This is a genomic window from Paenibacillus sp. FSL K6-2862 (assembly GCF_038005125.1).
GTDB classification, from domain to species: Bacteria; Bacillota; Bacilli; order Paenibacillales; family Paenibacillaceae; genus Paenibacillus; species Paenibacillus illinoisensis_A.
The window spans coordinates 2606738-2623085 of sequence record NZ_JBBOSN010000001.1 but is presented as its reverse complement, the minus strand read 5'-3'; the positions used below and the strand labels follow the sequence as shown (position 1 = coordinate 2623085).

At 48.3% G+C, this 16348-nt stretch carries 15 protein-coding genes; 7 read left to right on the top strand and 8 right to left on the bottom strand.

Annotated elements, in window-relative coordinates:
- Positions 1-69: 69 nt before the first annotated feature.
- Genes MHB82_RS12210 through MHB82_RS12180 form a run of 7 tightly spaced genes read right to left on the bottom strand, consistent with a single transcriptional unit; the run spans position 70 to position 5805 of the window.
- Positions 70-447: a hypothetical protein gene (locus MHB82_RS12210; RefSeq protein ID WP_341174768.1), complete on the bottom strand. Its 378-nt coding sequence runs from the start codon at positions 445-447 to the stop codon at positions 70-72.
- Positions 447-1130 (bottom strand): 3'-5' exonuclease, encoded by a 684-nt coding sequence (locus MHB82_RS12205; protein WP_341174767.1) that lies wholly within the window; start codon positions 1128-1130, stop codon positions 447-449. Before MHB82_RS12205 ends, MHB82_RS12210 begins: the two co-directional genes overlap by 1 nt.
- A complete protein-coding gene (locus tag MHB82_RS12200) occupies positions 1127-1720 on the bottom strand; it encodes a histidine phosphatase family protein (protein WP_341174766.1) in 594 nt (197 codons plus the stop codon). Before MHB82_RS12200 ends, MHB82_RS12205 begins: the two co-directional genes overlap by 4 nt.
- Positions 1717-3897, bottom strand: coding sequence for a class I SAM-dependent methyltransferase (locus tag MHB82_RS12195; RefSeq protein ID WP_341174765.1), 2181 nt, complete (start codon positions 3895-3897; stop codon positions 1717-1719). The genes MHB82_RS12200 and MHB82_RS12195 overlap by 4 nt, the downstream gene beginning before the upstream one ends.
- Positions 3898-3928: 31 nt before the next feature.
- Entirely contained in the window at positions 3929-4744 is an 816-nt protein-coding gene (locus MHB82_RS12190) for a phosphotransferase family protein (protein ID WP_341174764.1), read from the bottom strand.
- A 17-nt stretch (positions 4745-4761) separates the two neighbouring features.
- Positions 4762-5352 (bottom strand): GNAT family N-acetyltransferase, encoded by a 591-nt coding sequence (locus tag MHB82_RS12185; protein ID WP_341174763.1) that lies wholly within the window; start codon positions 5350-5352, stop codon positions 4762-4764.
- 6 nt (positions 5353-5358) lie between these two features.
- Positions 5359-5805, bottom strand: coding sequence for a RidA family protein (locus MHB82_RS12180; RefSeq protein ID WP_341174762.1), 447 nt, complete (start codon positions 5803-5805; stop codon positions 5359-5361).
- A gap of 368 nt (positions 5806-6173) precedes the next feature.
- On the opposite strand from MHB82_RS12180, the gene MHB82_RS12175 reads away from it, so the two are divergent.
- Entirely contained in the window at positions 6174-7118 is a 945-nt protein-coding gene (locus MHB82_RS12175; RefSeq protein WP_341174761.1) for a glycosyl hydrolase, read from the top strand.
- Between the two features lie 135 nt (positions 7119-7253).
- Here the strand turns inward: MHB82_RS12175 and MHB82_RS12170 are convergent, their stop codons facing one another.
- Positions 7254-8126: an AraC family transcriptional regulator gene (locus tag MHB82_RS12170; protein ID WP_341174760.1), complete on the bottom strand. Its 873-nt coding sequence runs from the start codon at positions 8124-8126 to the stop codon at positions 7254-7256.
- Between the two features lie 125 nt (positions 8127-8251).
- Here MHB82_RS12170 and MHB82_RS12165 point away from each other — a divergent pair, with 125 nt between their 5' ends.
- From MHB82_RS12165 to MHB82_RS12140, 6 genes are all read left to right on the top strand, one after another.
- A complete protein-coding gene (locus tag MHB82_RS12165; protein ID WP_095358478.1) occupies positions 8252-9541 on the top strand; it encodes a Gfo/Idh/MocA family oxidoreductase in 1290 nt (429 codons plus the stop codon).
- Positions 9542-9674: 133 nt separating this feature from the next.
- Complete coding sequence (locus MHB82_RS12160) at positions 9675-11492, top strand: cache domain-containing sensor histidine kinase (protein WP_341174759.1); 1818 nt, start codon at positions 9675-9677, stop codon at positions 11490-11492.
- Positions 11470-13071 carry a response regulator transcription factor gene (locus MHB82_RS12155; RefSeq protein WP_341174758.1) on the top strand — a complete coding sequence of 534 codons (1602 nt, stop codon included), beginning with the start codon at positions 11470-11472 and terminating at the stop codon, positions 13069-13071. The genes MHB82_RS12160 and MHB82_RS12155 overlap by 23 nt, the downstream gene beginning before the upstream one ends.
- A gap of 126 nt (positions 13072-13197) precedes the next feature.
- The gene (locus tag MHB82_RS12150; protein WP_153978132.1) at positions 13198-14112 is read left to right on the top strand and encodes a carbohydrate ABC transporter permease; all 915 of its coding nucleotides are present in this window, start codon (positions 13198-13200) and stop codon (positions 14110-14112) included.
- A 5-nt stretch (positions 14113-14117) separates the two neighbouring features.
- On the top strand, positions 14118-14957 hold the full coding sequence (locus MHB82_RS12145) for a carbohydrate ABC transporter permease (RefSeq protein ID WP_095287782.1): 840 nt from the start codon (positions 14118-14120) through the stop codon (positions 14955-14957).
- Between the two features lie 42 nt (positions 14958-14999).
- The gene (locus MHB82_RS12140) at positions 15000-16316 is read left to right on the top strand and encodes an ABC transporter substrate-binding protein (RefSeq protein ID WP_341174757.1); all 1317 of its coding nucleotides are present in this window, start codon (positions 15000-15002) and stop codon (positions 16314-16316) included.
- The last annotated feature ends 32 nt before the right edge of the window (positions 16317-16348 follow it).

Here is a 16348-nt window from a genome sequence, read left to right as displayed (position 1 = left end):
CGCACTCACAATACACATTTGAATCCTTTTTTTTATACAAACGAAAGATACAGAACACCCTTGCCCCTGCTAGAGCAGAGGCAGTTTTCCGTTATGGTAACTCTCAAGCAATTGACCTACGAAAGAATGTTCATGCTCACCCTGCAGCATTGCAGCCCCAATAAGGCCAATATCATCACTCACATAACCAGCCAATTCGGGATCCCCTGTATGCTGCAGCGTCTGTTTGAATGCCAGTTCCCTCGATGCACGAAGCAGTTCATCCTCAGCGATAGAATCAGCATCTTGTACCCACCTCTGATATGCCGACATCCATTCATCTGCAAAATTCGAATCATCACGCTTGTCCAGATAGCTGTCGATATCCAGCCCTTGAAACAGCTCGTTTGTAATCAGCCTGCCTTCATTAAGTTCGTTAAGGAGCTTCTCCGCCTCTCTTCTATTCATTAGGTAATCCCTCCATCATCTGTGATGCTGTACATTTCAGGTATTTCGAATCTTCGTATGCTGCGATTCGGATCGGCTGTAAAATGATCCAGCCCCCTCTCCTCATACTCCCGCAGAAGGTGTTCAAGTATGCGAGCGATTACACCGCAATCCGCCAAGGCATCATGCCTTCGAATGCCGTCTGTATTGATATTATAATGCCGAATCAGATAATCCGTGGATATGACTTCATGTACTTCAGGATGAATATAGGTAAACATCGCTTTTGTATCCAGCACCTTATTGCTAAACATCGTCACGCCCAATTGCTCGCAGTGGCGCTTCAGTATAGGCAGATCATACTCATACCCAGCATGGGTTACAAGAATCTTTTCCCCAATAAAGCTGGAAAATAAACGATAGGCTTCTGCAAACGCAGGAGCAGTCATCATATCCGCATTTGATATGCCCGTTAACTCTGCCACAGCATCCGGTATCGGTTTGCTAGCACGTGACAGCGTGGAGAATGTTGAATTGCCAACCTCTCCACATTTGTATTTCATTGCGCCGAATTGGGTTATGCTCTCCCGATCCGGAAGAATGCCTGTTCCCTCCAGATCAAAGATGCAGTACAGATGCTCATGCAGCTTAGGGATGTGCAGATCGTCGATTACATAATAATCAGGGTTAAATGTAATTTTCATATATTCTCTCCCCCTTGCCACAGACGGGTGAACTGTACCAATTGATGCTCCATGTTAAACTCCAGTTTATAGATATCCGGCATCGTCGTACTTTTCCAGAACTCATATCCGTAGGACGAGTCGTAATGTTGGAAGATCAGGGTCATCACATCTCCATGTGTCCCTATCGCTACTTTTTGTCCCGTGTGGTTGTTAAGGATCCGATGAATTACGGCTACGGCCCGCGAACCTGCCTGTTCACCTGATTCCCCGCCAGCGTATGCAAATGAAGGGTCACGGTACAATCTTAATTTGGATTCATGGAAATCGGCATGCTTAACACGTTCATCAGATAATTGGCGTTCGCGCAAATCTTCTTCCATCAACACAGCGGCGCTCGTCCTGTCAGCCAATTCCTGAATGGTATCAACTGCTCGCCGGTATGGACTGGAATAATACCATTGAATCTTCTCCTGACTGAGAACTTCTGCAACATTCGCTGCATCTCGGCAACCACGCTCTGTGAGTCCTCGCTCTCGTTCCTGTCCTTCCACATAGGCGGATTCTGCATGCCGCACAAAATACAAGATGGTTCTGGACTCTTCACTCATCCGTCAGCCAGTCCCTTCTTCTTCTCAATCACAAGGAGGCAAGTACTGTCTGGCAAGGGTGCAGGCTGTCCGTCTTCCTTCATAAACACAATGCGTCCCTCAAGTGCCTCGGTATATCCTTCCTGAAGAAAATGCTCCAGCTTAATTATCTCTGCCTGCTCACCAAGCGCCTCACGAATACAGTTTTCGTAAGCCGATGGCGTAAAGATGCCGAACTGTTCCTGAATCTCGTGAACGTATGCTTCTTCGCCCCACGTATACGTATACAGGAATTCCATGGCATCATTAATGTTAAGAACGACCTCATTCTCAGCAACTTGTTCAAACGTAATCTTCCGGCCCTGAAAGTCCTGAGCATATCGTTCCATCCACTGCATCCCCTCCGGCTCCATAAACCGAATCCGTCTTTTCTGCTCTTGAGGCTCTGTCATAATGCCATCACGGATTAATATTCTTCCACCCGGCGACAGAACATGAAACGAACTTTGAAGTGCTGCGACAACCGTATCCGGGTTAAATCTCCGTCCATTCCGCTCTATATAGGAGTACAATTCATGCAGAATAGACGAAAAGATGACCGTATCCACCGAGCCTGGCTGCACGTATTGATCCAGCCTCAAGGCGTCCCCCTTCATCACCTGCCAGCGGTGACCTTCTCGCTGCTTCTTGCGCTCCAGCGCTTCGATGACATTGGCAGAAATATCAATGCCAATCGGCTCCACTTCCGGCTTCTCCTGCTCAATAAGATCCAGCAGAACGCCGCCACCTGGACCGATATCGAGTACACGCTTGCCAACGATGTAGTCCAGCAGCACTTTTTTATAATCCCCCGAGCTGTTCATGTCCGCCAAATACGTTTCTTCATTATGGAATCGGTCATACGCATCACGCCGCAGTCCGAACAAATCGAAGAGCAGCAATACGGCCTTCTCATATAGCGGTGATTTCTCGGCTTCAATACAGAACGCAATTAGCTTCTCAGCCGCCGGGGAGAACTCAAAGGTCACAAAAACCGTATCCGGCAGATCCGGTTGACGTACTACGCGATGGGTCAGATGCGGATAAACGACCGAATGTTCCTCTTCAATCTGCTCCCATGACCATTGCTCAAGGTACTTTTCAATCATTCGTTTTTTGTAAATATTCAGCTTTTTGACACCTTTATAGTCGTAATACATCGTATTCATTAACGGTTCAAAACTGATATGACGTACATCGTCTCTGTTGTCTGCCGTTTGAGACATGTCTCCACGATTCAGTGAGAGAAGGAACACTTTTACCATTTCCTGCAAGGAAAAATCCCGCAGGGCAGATTCCACATACCACAATGTACGATGAGACAGAGGAGCCAGCATGTTGTCTACATCAAGCTCTGTTTGCAGTTTAGCGTACGCCTCATCCAGCGCCTCACCTTCGCGAATGGACGAGCTTCGGAGCCGGGATAAACGTTCCTTCAGAGACCAGTCTGCATGATTCGGTTCGCTGATAATCCACCCAACCATTCGCTCTACTTCTGCTTCAACCTGCCGCCATAGATTCGGATCAACTCCAGCAATAATGCATTGGTTGAGCGTCATCAGAACCGTGTGCAATTCTTCAGCTGTCAGCCAGCCAGGAGTGATAAAATCATGAAGCGGAGCGTTCTCGGCAAAAGGTATCTCCCCGCGTATGTATTGTCCAATCAGTCCATGCGTTCCAATGAGGGCATAGATCATTTCCTGTCTTGGCGTAGCTTCTTTCTTCTGAATTGGATTCGCCTCATTAACCTGGGCCACAGCTTTATCGTCACTACCGATGTTTTCAGTACTGCGATTAATAACATACTCCCTGTATAACTGTGCAGAGCCCCTATTGTGTACAAACAAATTCACCCCTGCGCGCTGCCACACCTTCCTTTGCTGCAATGAGCCAGCCTTGGCTGTCTCCGACCAGACAAGTACTTCCTCCACGACCTCTCGCACCCAAAAGGAAACGTTCAGCTGATCCAGGACGTGCAAGGTCCGCTCGACGTAGTCCAGAACGGGATTTGTTCCCTCAAGGTCAGCAATAGAATGAATGCGTTCAAGATTAATATGGGGCTGCTCAGCCGCCGCCAGCAGCTGCAGCCATAATTGCTGCTTATCCTCTGGGATGTTGCCTGTTCTATAAGAATGTATGGCTTCTAATGAGTGCAGCATGTTGACATTCACCTCGTTATTCTAGTTCAATTCATTTGTCTAGATGGTCTAATCGATCCTTCACAAGTTTCAGCACCTTTTCTGCTTCATTCCCCGGTAAACTCTCTTCCAGGCGAGCAGCTGCAACGGGCAGAATCCAACTTTCGATCTCCTGCCAGGTTAAGCCTGATAGTTGCAAGTAATGGTTGATGTACCCCTCCACTATCGTATCACGAGACCTTTCAAACCCCAATCGTATCGCGGGATCGGCATCCTCTGGCAGCGATGCGCTCGTTAATATGACCCAACTGCGTGCCACATCACCTGCAGGATCGCCCGACATGCCTGTCATCCAATCGATAACATCGTAGTCGTTCTTGATCTCGTTCATCATGACATTATCGGGATGAAAATCACCGTGACAGATCTGTATTCGCTCAGGGAGACGGGTCAGATAATCAAGTATCCGGGTTTTGTCCTGTGCAGACAATTGCTGTGTTCTCTGAATCGCCCCTGACAAAACCTGCTTCTGTAAAGGCAGGACTCTCTCATCATCACTTTGGGTATGAAGCTCCTGATGATTGGCAGCCATTTGATGTACCAGTTCTCGAAGGCTTGAAGGCTGACGGAACATCATGGAGAACATCGTCTGACCTTCGATCCGTTCAAATACAATACCCGTACGTTCCCCTTCAACTATAATTTTCCGTGCATGAGGCACGGGTAATTTCTTATCATTTAACAGTTGTGTAATTCTGAATTCATTCTGGATGGCTTCAATCGGAAAGTCAGTTTGGTACAGTTTCAAAATTTGATTGGACGAGTATGCGTAGATGTCCGCAGTTCGACCTTGACCAATTAGCTTCATACTTTAGCCTCCAGCGTTTAATCGAATTCCTTGCCTCTGATTTTGCTAAACACCATGACATCGACCAGGGTACCTGTACTGTCCCGGCGCATACTTCGCAGTATACCTTCCAGGGTGTAACCTGCACGCTCAGCGACCTTGGCACTACGTACATTCCGAGAATCACAGCGAATCTCCAGACGGTTAGCGTTCAGATATGTTATTGCAAATTGCTCAATTCCCCTTACAGCTTCCGTCATTAATCCTTCACCTGCACGCGACGATCTGATCCAGTAGCCGATCTCGAAGCAGCATGCATTCCAATCAATACGATGCAGGCCGCTGCTGCCTACAAAATCATCAGTATGCTTATCTCGCAAATGAAGAACGAGATCTGTCCGCTCCATAAACTGTAACCTGGCTTTGCGGACATGTGCTTCGGATTCCTCAAGCGAAGGTACCTTTTCGGCAAATGGCAGCCACGGCCGCAGCTGTTCAACACTCTCCCGAATAGCCTCGTTGACATCAGCGCCATCTCCCCACTCAGGAGCTCGTATCGTGAGACGAGCTGTGTCGAAGCGCTCGGGAAAGGATAGCATAATTGGATGTGTTGGTTCCGTGTTAGACATAGTGTCCTACTCCTCTACCTGGAATATCGAATCCACAATAAGCGGGAGGTTATCCCGGACAGAAACAGCTCCAAAAACCGAACGTGCATGCACACCCTTTTCCTCAAATACATCCATCATTAGATCTGAAAACCCGTTCAACACCTTGTGGTGTTCCTGATAGGAAGCCGACGCGTTAACAAAACCCTGGACTTTGACTACTCGTTTCACCCGATCCAGTGAACCCAGCACATCCTGAACCACAGCGAGCACCTCAATCCCGGCATTTCTGGCAAATTCGTATCCCTGTTCCGTCGTGAAGTCCTCTCCCAATTTGCCACGCTCCACCGTATTCGGACCTTTCCCTGATACATACATTAACCCATTTACAATAACTGCATTGGCATACTTCGCAGCTGGAGCGCTTGCCTCAGGCAAAATAATTCCCAGTTCACTCAATCTCGTTGCTATCATCGCTTTCCCTCCCAAGAGACAATGTCTAAGCGTAAACCTATCAATATATTACTATTTTGGATAAACATTAATATACGCTCGATCTTAGGCTTAAGCAATGATCGCTTTGATCATGATGGACGATACTCTTTCGGTTTCTATGAATGTCACTTTGATGAAGTAACGTTATGCTCTAATTCCACTACTTACGATTTATCAGATCATTGGATCATCCAAAACGCTTCTACATTGCAATCTCCAGTTTAGGATTAATTAATATATTAATTCTAATCTTTTGAAAACGTTATATTGTAATTCCTGTTGTTCTCTATTACGATAGTTACAAACAAGTACATAAATAATCTGTTTACTCAAAGGAGGACGTTATCTTGAATGCACCCTTATTTCGTGACCCTATCTTCGATGGAGCCGCTGATCCGGTCGTTGTATGGAACCGCGCCGAACAGACCTGGTGGATAATCTACACCAACCGCAGAGCTACAGCAGGAGGACCGAAATTTGCCTGGGTTCATGGCACGGATCTCGGCGTTGCCTCATCGTCCGATGAAGGACAGACGTGGACCTATCGTGGTACGTTAACCGGTTTGGAACATGAATGGGGACATAATACGTTCTGGGCGCCGGAAATTTTCTGGCATGATAACACGTATCACATGTATGTCAGTTATATTCAAGGCGTGCCGCATGACTGGCCGGATCATGACCGCCACATTTTACATTACACGAGCCCGGATCTGCTGACCTGGACATATCATGGCAAACTGGAGCTCAGCTCAGACCGTGTCATTGATGCCTGTATTTATCCGCTTCCGGATGGTCGCTTTCGGATGTGGTACAAAGATGAGGCAAATGGATCTCATACCTATGCCGCAGACAGCACGGATCTTTACCACTGGGATGTTATCGGTCCCGTCATTAAAGGTCGCGCCCACGAAGGACCCAACGTTTTCCGCTTTCATAACACCTACTGGATGATTGTGGATGAATGGAGAGGACAGGCTGTATACCAATCAGATGATCTCGAGAATTGGGTATGGAACAGCATGATTCTCGATCAGCCGGGGACACGTGAAGACGATGGCGTTATCGGTTTGCATGCAGATGTAGTGGTCCAGGATGATACAGCTTATATTTTCTACTTCACCCATCCTGATCGCGTTGAAGGAGTAGATCATGCAAGTGAGCCTGCTCGTCGTTCCTCCATTCAAGCTGCACGCCTGGATGTTGTGAATGGGGTTATGGTCTGTAATCGGGATGAAGAGCTGCAATTGATGCTTCGTCCGGAGACAGATGAGAGTCCTATTTCGGTTTGAACCCCATGAGGTAGAAGATTAGCACCCTTCATATTGTGAAAAAATACGGAAAAGACCTGAACAAGTTCCTGCTCCTGCAGGCTTAATCAGGTCTACTTGGACGAACTGTGCATGTTCCTGTAATCGCTACATCGATTATGATGGACGCGCCTTCCCATCCCTCTGCCTGTATGTTCGTGGAGACATCTGTACGGTTCGCTTGAACACTTTGCCAAAATGAGAAAAGTTGCCGAAGCCTGCTCGCCAGGCGATCTCCGTAATGGAATCCTCGCTCTCGCGCAGCAGCCGCTGCGCTTCCTTCACGCGAAGTAAATTCAAATAATCAATGAAAGTAAAACCCGTGGTTTGTTTAAACAATCGACTGAGGTAATGCGGACTGATTCGGAATTCTGCCGCAACTTCTGGCAGGGTAAGAGGGTTCCGATAATTATCATTCAGGAAGCGAACAACGGCTTGCGTCTTCGGATGCAGGACCGGCTCGCTCTCGACAGAATATACTCTCCCCTGCTCCTGATTGCGATATGCGAGAAGCAGCAATTCAATGGAGCGATGGCGCAGCAGCAGACTGCTTCCAGCCTTAGGCTGAATCATCTCATCAATCATTTCATGAATGATCCGTTCTGCCGTATCGCTAACAGGTGATGGAAGCCTTAACATCGGAACTTCCCATTCAAATGGCTCCTTTAACCCCTCCATCAACGCAGGGGCAATACTCATCTCTTTAAAAAGATCCTGCTTCAGATACAGTACAATTCGTTCATGATCGGGCCTTCCGCTTTCCAACGTCTTATGTACTGCATTTCGGTCAACAAATACAAAATCCCCGGCTTTGACATGGTAAGAACGGTCTTTAATAAAATAAATGCGTTCCCCCTTCAGGAGATAATAGAGCTCATAATGATCGTGGAGATGATCCGCGGTCATGGAATAATAGCCCACCCTGCGATCATATTCAATATCCAAATATCCGGTGGAATCGTGGTAATCCGCTCGAAACGGCTGTGACATGAAGCAGCCCCCTTTTCAAGGATTATAGCAAAATAAGCGGGGTTTGAAAGCGATTACGCAAAAAATGCGGCGAAAGAAGTATTCCCTTGTTATAGGCTAGAGCTATATTCAAGGAGGCGATAGATATGGGTAGCAAAAAACGCTATGTACTGGTCGGCACCGGTGGCCGTGCAGAATTTTTTTATGGAGCATTAGCGAAAAATTTCCGTGAACAATCCGAGCTCGCAGCTTTTTGTGATATTAATCAAACGCGGATGAATTATGCGAATCAACTGCTGCAAGAACGATATCAATACAATCAGGTTCCTACCTATACAGCAGACCAGTTTGACCAGATGATTGAGAACGAGAAACCCGATGCCGTCATTGTGACCAGCGTTGACCGTACGCATCACAAATACATTATTCGGGCGATGGAGCTTGGATGTGACGTCGTGACCGAGAAACCCATGACCATCGATGAGCACAAATGCCAGGATATCCTCGATGCTGCCAAACGGACCGGGCAGAATATCCGGGTTACCTTCAACTACCGATATGCTCCCCACCATACCAAGATCCGTGAGCTGATCATGAACGATACCATCGGTAAAGTAACCTCCGTTCATTTCGAATGGCTGCTCAATACCCGGCACGGTGCAGACTACTTCCGTCGCTGGCACCGCGACAAACGTAACAGCGGCGGTTTACTCGTCCATAAATCCACCCATCATTTTGATCTCGTCAATTTCTGGATCGGCTCCCAGCCCGAAACGGTCTTTGCCTTCGGCGATCTCATGTATTATGGGCGTGAGAATGCCGAAGAACGCGGCGTTACCCAATTTTACAGCCGTGCCACCGGCAACCCGCTCGCTAAGGAAGATCCTTTTGCCCTCCACCTGGATTCGGATGCGCACCTCAAAGCGATGTATCTGGATGCGGAGCCTGAGGACGGCTACCAGCGTGATCAGAGCGTATTCGGAGATGGCATTAACATTGAGGATACGATGGGCGTGCTTGTCCAGTATCAGAACAAAGCCATTTTGACGTATTCCCTTGTTGCCTACCAGCCGTGGGAAGGATACCGTATAGCCATTAACGGCACCAAAGGACGGATCGAGATGTCTATCGTTGAACAGTCTTATGTCAATTCACTCGGGGACAAAAGTCTCGAAGGTGCCCTGATCGGTAAAACGCTTCGTGTGCTGCCCATGTTCGATGCCCCATATGAAGTGCATGTCGAAGAGCAAAAAGGCGGCCATGGCGGAGGCGATCCTGTTCTGCTCAATGATCTGTTTGGCGAGCCTGCGGAAGATCCGTATGCTCGTGCTGCCAACCATATTGATGGAGCAAGATCGATCCTGACCGGTATTGCAGCCAACCGTGCGATTTCAACCGGGCTGCCGGTCCACATCAAGAGCCTGGTTCAGTTTTAATTTGATGGAAAGTTAATTCTAGAACGGTCATGATTCAAGGCTGCGTATTTACGCGGTCTTTTTTCCATTTGTAATCTCTTCTTAAGAGCCAAAAGCGAACATTGAATGATCACCAAGTTGAAGGAGGAAATGGATGTTCTTTTCTTTAAAAAGCCGATTAATTGCCTTAATTCTTGTCCTGTTCGTACTCTCGTTCGGCACGCTCTCCTTCCTGTTGTTTGCGGAATCCCGGGCTGTAATCCGTTCCTATATCGAGTCCTCTGCTCTCGAGAAAATGGAGGAATACGGCTCTTACATCGATATGGTACAAATGCAAATTTATGATGTAGCCTCTCTCGTCTTCAATAGCGATATGGCGAGAAATTGGGATAATGCCATGAGTGACCCACACCTGTCCGAGGGGGAGAAAATGCTGGCTAACCTCGCCATGAGCCGCTTTCTGACGCAGGCCACAAACAGCTATACCAGCATTTCCGATGTGTCCATCTATCGGCGAAACGGGCTTCGGATTGGCGGCGAAAATCAGGTCGTGGGCGATCCTTCGTTTTTGCAAGAACCATGGTATACGAACTTCTTCACATCCGGAGACCGATGGCTGGCTGCACATACCGACGTTCATGAACGGGTCAGGGACCATGGCAACCCGGTGGTCAGCCTGCTTATGCCTCTGGGTACCTTCCATCATGCTACGACGCGTAATGTCATGAAGGTCAATGTAAGCGAGTCTTATTTTCTAGAACCCCTCAGCCGGATTCATCTGGCCAACAACAGCACCATTTTTCTGCTCAATGAACAAGGTCGGCCCCTCCTCTCCCAACAAGCTCATGAGCTTGGGGCCGGAACTCTATCCGACATCGAACATATTCGAAACCGCACACCAAAATCAGGCGTTGAATACCTGACCAATGAAGCGGGCGGACGAGACATGATGGTATACAAAAAACTCGGGCGAACAGGCTGGATGCTGGTAGGTCTGGCACCGGAAAAAGAGATGTATTCCTCTCTGCACAAACTCCAAACGACAACATTTGTGGTGACGATTGTCATCATCCTGGTGTCCCTGTGTGCTGCGGCCTGGCTGTCCTACGGCGTAACCAAGCCCTTAACCCGCCTGGTTCTGGCGATGAGACAGGTACAGCGGGGTGCATTTGATCAGGCCGAATCCCTGCTTCCCCCAGACCAGAATGTTAAGAGCGAGATTAGTTATGTGATATCTACGTTTCGCTACATGATCATCCGGCTCAGACAGCATATCCAGAATGAATTTGAGCTGAAGCTGCTTCGACAGCAGGCGGAATATAAGGCTCTCCTTATGCAGATTAATCCGCATTTTATGTTCAACACACTGGAACTGATCAGCAGTCTTGCGATGCAGCGCCGAACAGACGACACGGTGCAGGTCATTGAGGATCTCGGGAAAATGATGAGGTACTCCATGCATACGAATGATGATCGTGTGTCACTGGCCGAGGAACTTAATTACGTCCGCCACTATATCTCCATTCTTCAAACCCGCTTCGGACCCAAGCTTGATATTTCCACCCAAGAATCGGGCAGGCTGGATCACCTCGTTATAGTCAAGTTTATTCTGCAGCCGCTGATCGAGAATGCAGTCAAATACAGTTTTAACTATCAAACGACTGCTCAGGTGCGTATTCGAATCTGCAGGAACAAGGAACGCCTGCAGCTCCAGATTAAGGACAATGGTCCGGGGATGCCTCAGGACATTATCACTAGACTGCAGGATTTAGAGACCGTTACAGCCCAACTTGAACCGATGCTTCGCCATGCAAGCTGGCATATCGGACTTGGCAATGTGGTTGCCCGGTGCCGGCTGCATTATGGTTCGCTCTTTGCCATTCATATTACGAACGGGGATACCCAGGGCACTTGTATTGAACTGGTTTTACCCGTACAGGAGGAAAATCATGTACAACGTTTTGATCGCTGATGATGAGATTGAGGTCCGTGAAGGCCTGAAACTGAAAGCAGATTGGAATGGAATGGGTTTTGCCATCTCAGGTGAGGCCGCCAACGGAGTGGAAGCCGCTCGGTTGCTCCAATCGGGACACTATGACCTGCTCCTGACCGATATGAATATGCCGGTCATGGATGGAGTGCAGCTGCTCGACATCTGTAGAACCCACAATCCATCCATCGAAATCATTATCATCACGGGATATGAGGACTTCCAGTATGCCAGAGCCGGTGTTCGTAATCATGCCATGGACTACTTATTGAAGCCGGTAACCCGCGGAGAACTGAAAGCAGCCTTGACCAAAATCAAGGAAGAGTTGGATAAGAAACGCAAGGCTCTGAATGAATCCGAAAGGATCCAATGGCGTCTGTCCCAATACTATCAACAGATGAAAACACACTTTATTATGGATCTCGTCAAGGGTAACAAGCTCCCTCCTTCTTCACTGCCTGAACGAATCCGATTATTTCATCTGGAACAATGGCAGCATTCCGACGTCTGCTTCCTGACTGCAGGTTTGCGGGAAACAATCCATACTCCTGCTTCTGAAATCCGGATTCCGGAGAACATGCACCTCCCATTCCAAATGGTCTGTCATGAGATTGCTGAATCTTATACGGGAACTGCACTTGTATTCCAGGACACGGCCCATCCTGGAATCATGCATTTCATGATTTTGGACGGAGTGCAGCATGAGTTCTCGGAAAGACTGCGTGTACAGATGATGTCCTATCTGACCATGGAAGTGCAGATTGGAATTGGGCTGACAGTGACAGGACTAGAACAATGGAAGGAAGGGTACGTTCATTCCCTTCTGGCATGGAACTTGGCCGGACGTCAGGCTGAGCAAGCTCAGACTATAGAGGTAACCGATCACAGTCCACTGATTCCCGAGGAGATCAACCGCGCCATGCATCGATGTCTTCTCCGAGGAGACCTTGATTCCTTTCGCAGCATGATTCGAAAAGAGCTGGACGATGCCTTTCACAGGTCCTCTTCCCGTTTAATCCGCTGTCTTTTGCAAATTTCACTGCTGATGGAGTCTGCCACCGTGGACTGCATGCGACAGGCTTATGGCACACCATCTCACTGGATCTCTCCTGAATGGGTACTGTGGTTGGAGACTCCCGAACAAGCTGAACGGCTGCTGATGCAATGGGCACAGGATTTTGTAGACGGGCAGCAGCCACCCGAGACCACAGAAGCAACCATGATCGAATCAGCGAAAGGTTATATCGAAGAAAACTACATGCAGGAAATTACGCTCACCTCCATCGCAGAGCAATTTAACTATCACCCTTCGTATTTCTCTGAAATGTTCAAGGAAGGTGCAGGCATCTCATTTATTCAATATTTGACGGAAACCCGGATGAAACACGCCACACGCTTACTGAAGGAAACTCAATTGAGTGTATGGGATATCACTGAGCTTACAGGCTTCTCTTCCCCGAGCTATTTCAGCGCTCGCTTCAAAAAGATGCACCACATGAGTCCATCCGAATACCGGGTGCTTCAATCCGAAAAAATCACTAGTGAGAATCCGAAGAAATGAGATTCCGGCCGCATTGGCTCCCAGGTAAGATGAGGTTATCAAAACGTTCACCGCTTATCATGTAAGCGGATTCAGTGATTGGAATTGTGAATGTTCAACCACTCTTAACCTGAAGGGAGGCAAATCATGAAAAAAATGTCCACGCCCTTATACGGCCAGCAAAATAAAACAGCCTACTTGTTCCTATTGCCTTGGCTGATCGGCCTGTTCTGTCTAACGCTGGGGCCAATGGCTGCATCGCTGTACTTATCCATGACCAAATTCAATCTGTTATCACCGCCCACGTGGACGGGGCTCAGCAACTATGTGCAAATTTTTAGTGAAGACGATACATTTCGCAGATCGCTCGGACTTACCTTCTTTTATGTATTCTTGTCCGTCCCGCTCCGCCTGGCCTTTGCTCTGCTGGTAGCGATGGCACTAAACAAAGGCATTCGCGGCCTCGGTATTTATCGAACCGTGTATTACATCCCTTCCCTTCTGGGAGGAAGTGTTGCCATCGCCATTGTATGGCGTCAAATCTTTGATGGTAACGGGCTCGTTAATCAATTTCTGAACTGGTTCGGCATAGCGGGACCTTCCTGGATTGCACATCCCGACTATGTCATTTATACCATCGTAACCTTATCCGTGTGGCAATTCGGTTCGGCGATGGTGATCTTCCTCGCTGGCCTGAAGCAGATTCCGGCCGATCTTTACGAAGCGTCGGATGTGGACGGTGCGAGCAAGCTGCGTCAATTTTTCCGCATCACGCTGCCCATGCTGTCACCCGTCATTTTTTTCAACCTGATCATGAGCATGATCAATTCCTTCCAGGCCTTCACACCGGCATATGTCATTGGAGATGGCCGCGGAGGACCACTCGATGCGACCATGTTCTACACCTTGTATCTGTATCTGAAAGGCTTCTCGTTCTTTGATATGGGTTACGCCTCAGCACTCGCCTGGATCATGCTGGTCATTATCGGTATATTCACTGCAATTGTCTTTCTTACATCCAGGTTCTGGGTATTCTATGGCGACAATCAGGAGGGGAGGTAATGCATATGCCGTTCAAACGAAAGCTGATTCAGACCGGAAGACATACGGTCATCATCCTCCTCGGGCTGCTGATGCTGTACCCGGTGTTATGGCTGATCTTCAGTTCGTTCAAACCTAACCAGCTGATCTTTACGAACAGCAGTCTGATTCCGACCAGCTTCACACTGGATCATTACGTGAATGGCTGGAAAGGATTACAGGGCGTTTCCTTCGGCCGATTCTTCGGCAATTCGGCACTCATCTCGGTCATGAGCGTACTGGGAAATGTGATCTCCTGTTCGCTTGCTGCCTATGCTTTTTCCAGACTCCGCTTCAAGTTAAAAACGCTGTGGTTCAGCATCATGCTGGTCACGATTATGCTGCCTTACCATGTAACACTTGTACCTCAATATATTCTGTATAACGAGCTGCAGTGGATCAATACGTATTTCCCGCTTATTTTGCCGAAGTGGCTGGCACAGGACTCCTTCTTCATTCTGCTAATGGTACAATTTATCCGCGGCATTCCGCGGGAACTCGACGAGAGCGCAACGATTGACGGGTGCGGACAATCCCAAATTTTTTTCCGAATCGTGGTGCCTCTCCTTGTTCCTGCATTGATCACAACGGCAATCTTCACCTTTATCTGGAGCTGGGATGATTTCTTCAGCCAGATGATTTACCTAAGCAAGATCGATCTGTTCACCGTACAGCTGGGCATCCGTTCCCTGTTTGATCCATCAGGACAATCCGATTGGGGAGCATTGCTTGCCATGTCCACGTTATCCCTGCTGCCTGTAACGATCATCTTTCTGGTATTTCAGCGCTATTTTCTGGAAGGCATTGCTACTACAGGTCTGAAGTAAGTTCTATTTTCGCAATCACCATATTCGTTAGGAGGATGAACAATGTTTAAGCGACTCATGATGGGAATGGCCGCCTCACTCCTGCTATTTGCAACCGCCTGCTCGGGTACGGATCATACGGGTGCTGGCGGTAATACGGATCAAGGTAACGAATCAAACGGCCAGGTCGAATTGCGCATGATGTGGTGGGGTGATCAGAAACGGGCAGATATTACAAACGAAGCTCTTCAAGTCTTTCAGGAAAAACATCCGGACATCAAAATTGTAGGTGAATTCGCTCCTTCCTCCGGATATTTTGACAAATTGAATACACAGCTGGCATCAGGGACGGCACCCGATGTATTCTTCCTGGGTGGCAATGTGGTTGATTATGCCAAAAAGGATGTCTTGCTCAACCTCGATCCATATGTCGGAAATGAACTGAATCTGGACGGCATGGATCCCACCATGGTGGAATACGGTCGTCTTGACGAGAAGCTTCAGCATATTTCAGCAGGCGCCAACGCACGCGGAATTGTAATCAACAAGGCGTTGTTCGAAAAAGCTGGCATGCCTCTGCCTGAGACGGACTGGACCTGGGAAGATTATGCGGCAATCAGCAAGGAGCTCTCTGACAAGCTCGGCGATAGCATATTTGGAACGTATAACTTTACGGTGGACGGTATGGATATCTACCTGAAGCAGCGTGGCAAACAGCTGTATGACATGACCAACGGTACATTGGGTTTTGCACAGGAGGACATTCTCGAATGGTTCCAATACTGGGAAAAGGCATCGGCCGACGGTGGTGTAGTCACACCTGAATTGCAGGTATCCAATCCGCATGATGACACGAGCAAATCGCTGCTGATTACAGGCAAAGCGGCCATGACCCTGCTTCCGTCCAACCAGCTCGCTGCATTCCAGAGCCTGACGGAGGATCCGCTCATTCTGCATCCGGTTCCGCGCGGACCCAAGGGTACAGGTGTGGTATTTGAATCCAGTCAGGGATTGTCAGGCTATGCGAATACCAAACATCCCAAAGAGGTTGCCATGCTGATGGACTTCTGGATCAATGATCCGGATGCGGCCCGAATTCTTGGCAATGACCGCGGCGTCCCGGTTACGGAAACCAATCGTAATCTTCTTCAGGAAGAAGCCGGAGCCGTTGAAGAACTCGTTTATGACTATACCAATTTTGTATCTGAAGCCACCAAAACGGAGCCTTTTGACGTAAGTTATAACCCTCCTGGTTTTGCGGAATTCTCCAAGCTGGCTCAGACGACAACCCAGGAAATCGGATTTGGACGCAAAAGTGTTGAGGAGGCGGTATCAAGCTTCTACAGCGGTACGCTCCGGATTTTCGAATCCAACCAATAGCAATAACCAACACATTCCATTAGGAGGCGAAC

Excerpts from the sequence above, each read along its gene's own strand:
- MHB82_RS12185 (WP_341174763.1), bottom strand. The coding sequence starts at position 5,352 with ATGTCTAACACGGAACCAACACATCCAATTATGCTATCCTTTCCCGAG.
- MHB82_RS12155 (WP_341174758.1), top strand. The coding sequence starts at position 11,470 with ATGTACAACGTTTTGATCGCTGATGATGAGATTGAGGTCCGTGAAGGC.
- MHB82_RS12210 (WP_341174768.1), bottom strand. The coding sequence starts at position 447 with ATGAATAGAAGAGAGGCGGAGAAGCTCCTTAACGAACTTAATGAAGGC.
- MHB82_RS12170 (WP_341174760.1), bottom strand. The coding sequence starts at position 8,126 with ATGTCACAGCCGTTTCGAGCGGATTACCACGATTCCACCGGATATTTG.
- MHB82_RS12195 (WP_341174765.1), bottom strand. The coding sequence starts at position 3,897 with ATGCTGCACTCATTAGAAGCCATACATTCTTATAGAACAGGCAACATC.
- MHB82_RS12140 (WP_341174757.1), top strand. The coding sequence starts at position 15,000 with ATGTTTAAGCGACTCATGATGGGAATGGCCGCCTCACTCCTGCTATTT.
- MHB82_RS12205 (WP_341174767.1), bottom strand. The coding sequence starts at position 1,130 with ATGAAAATTACATTTAACCCTGATTATTATGTAATCGACGATCTGCAC.
- MHB82_RS12180 (WP_341174762.1), bottom strand. The coding sequence starts at position 5,805 with ATGATAGCAACGAGATTGAGTGAACTGGGAATTATTTTGCCTGAGGCA.
- MHB82_RS12145 (WP_095287782.1), top strand. The coding sequence starts at position 14,118 with ATGCCGTTCAAACGAAAGCTGATTCAGACCGGAAGACATACGGTCATC.
- MHB82_RS12200 (WP_341174766.1), bottom strand. The coding sequence starts at position 1,720 with ATGAGTGAAGAGTCCAGAACCATCTTGTATTTTGTGCGGCATGCAGAA.
- MHB82_RS12190 (WP_341174764.1), bottom strand. The coding sequence starts at position 4,744 with ATGAAGCTAATTGGTCAAGGTCGAACTGCGGACATCTACGCATACTCG.
- MHB82_RS12160 (WP_341174759.1), top strand. The coding sequence starts at position 9,675 with ATGTTCTTTTCTTTAAAAAGCCGATTAATTGCCTTAATTCTTGTCCTG.
- MHB82_RS12165 (WP_095358478.1), top strand. The coding sequence starts at position 8,252 with ATGGGTAGCAAAAAACGCTATGTACTGGTCGGCACCGGTGGCCGTGCA.
- MHB82_RS12150 (WP_153978132.1), top strand. The coding sequence starts at position 13,198 with ATGAAAAAAATGTCCACGCCCTTATACGGCCAGCAAAATAAAACAGCC.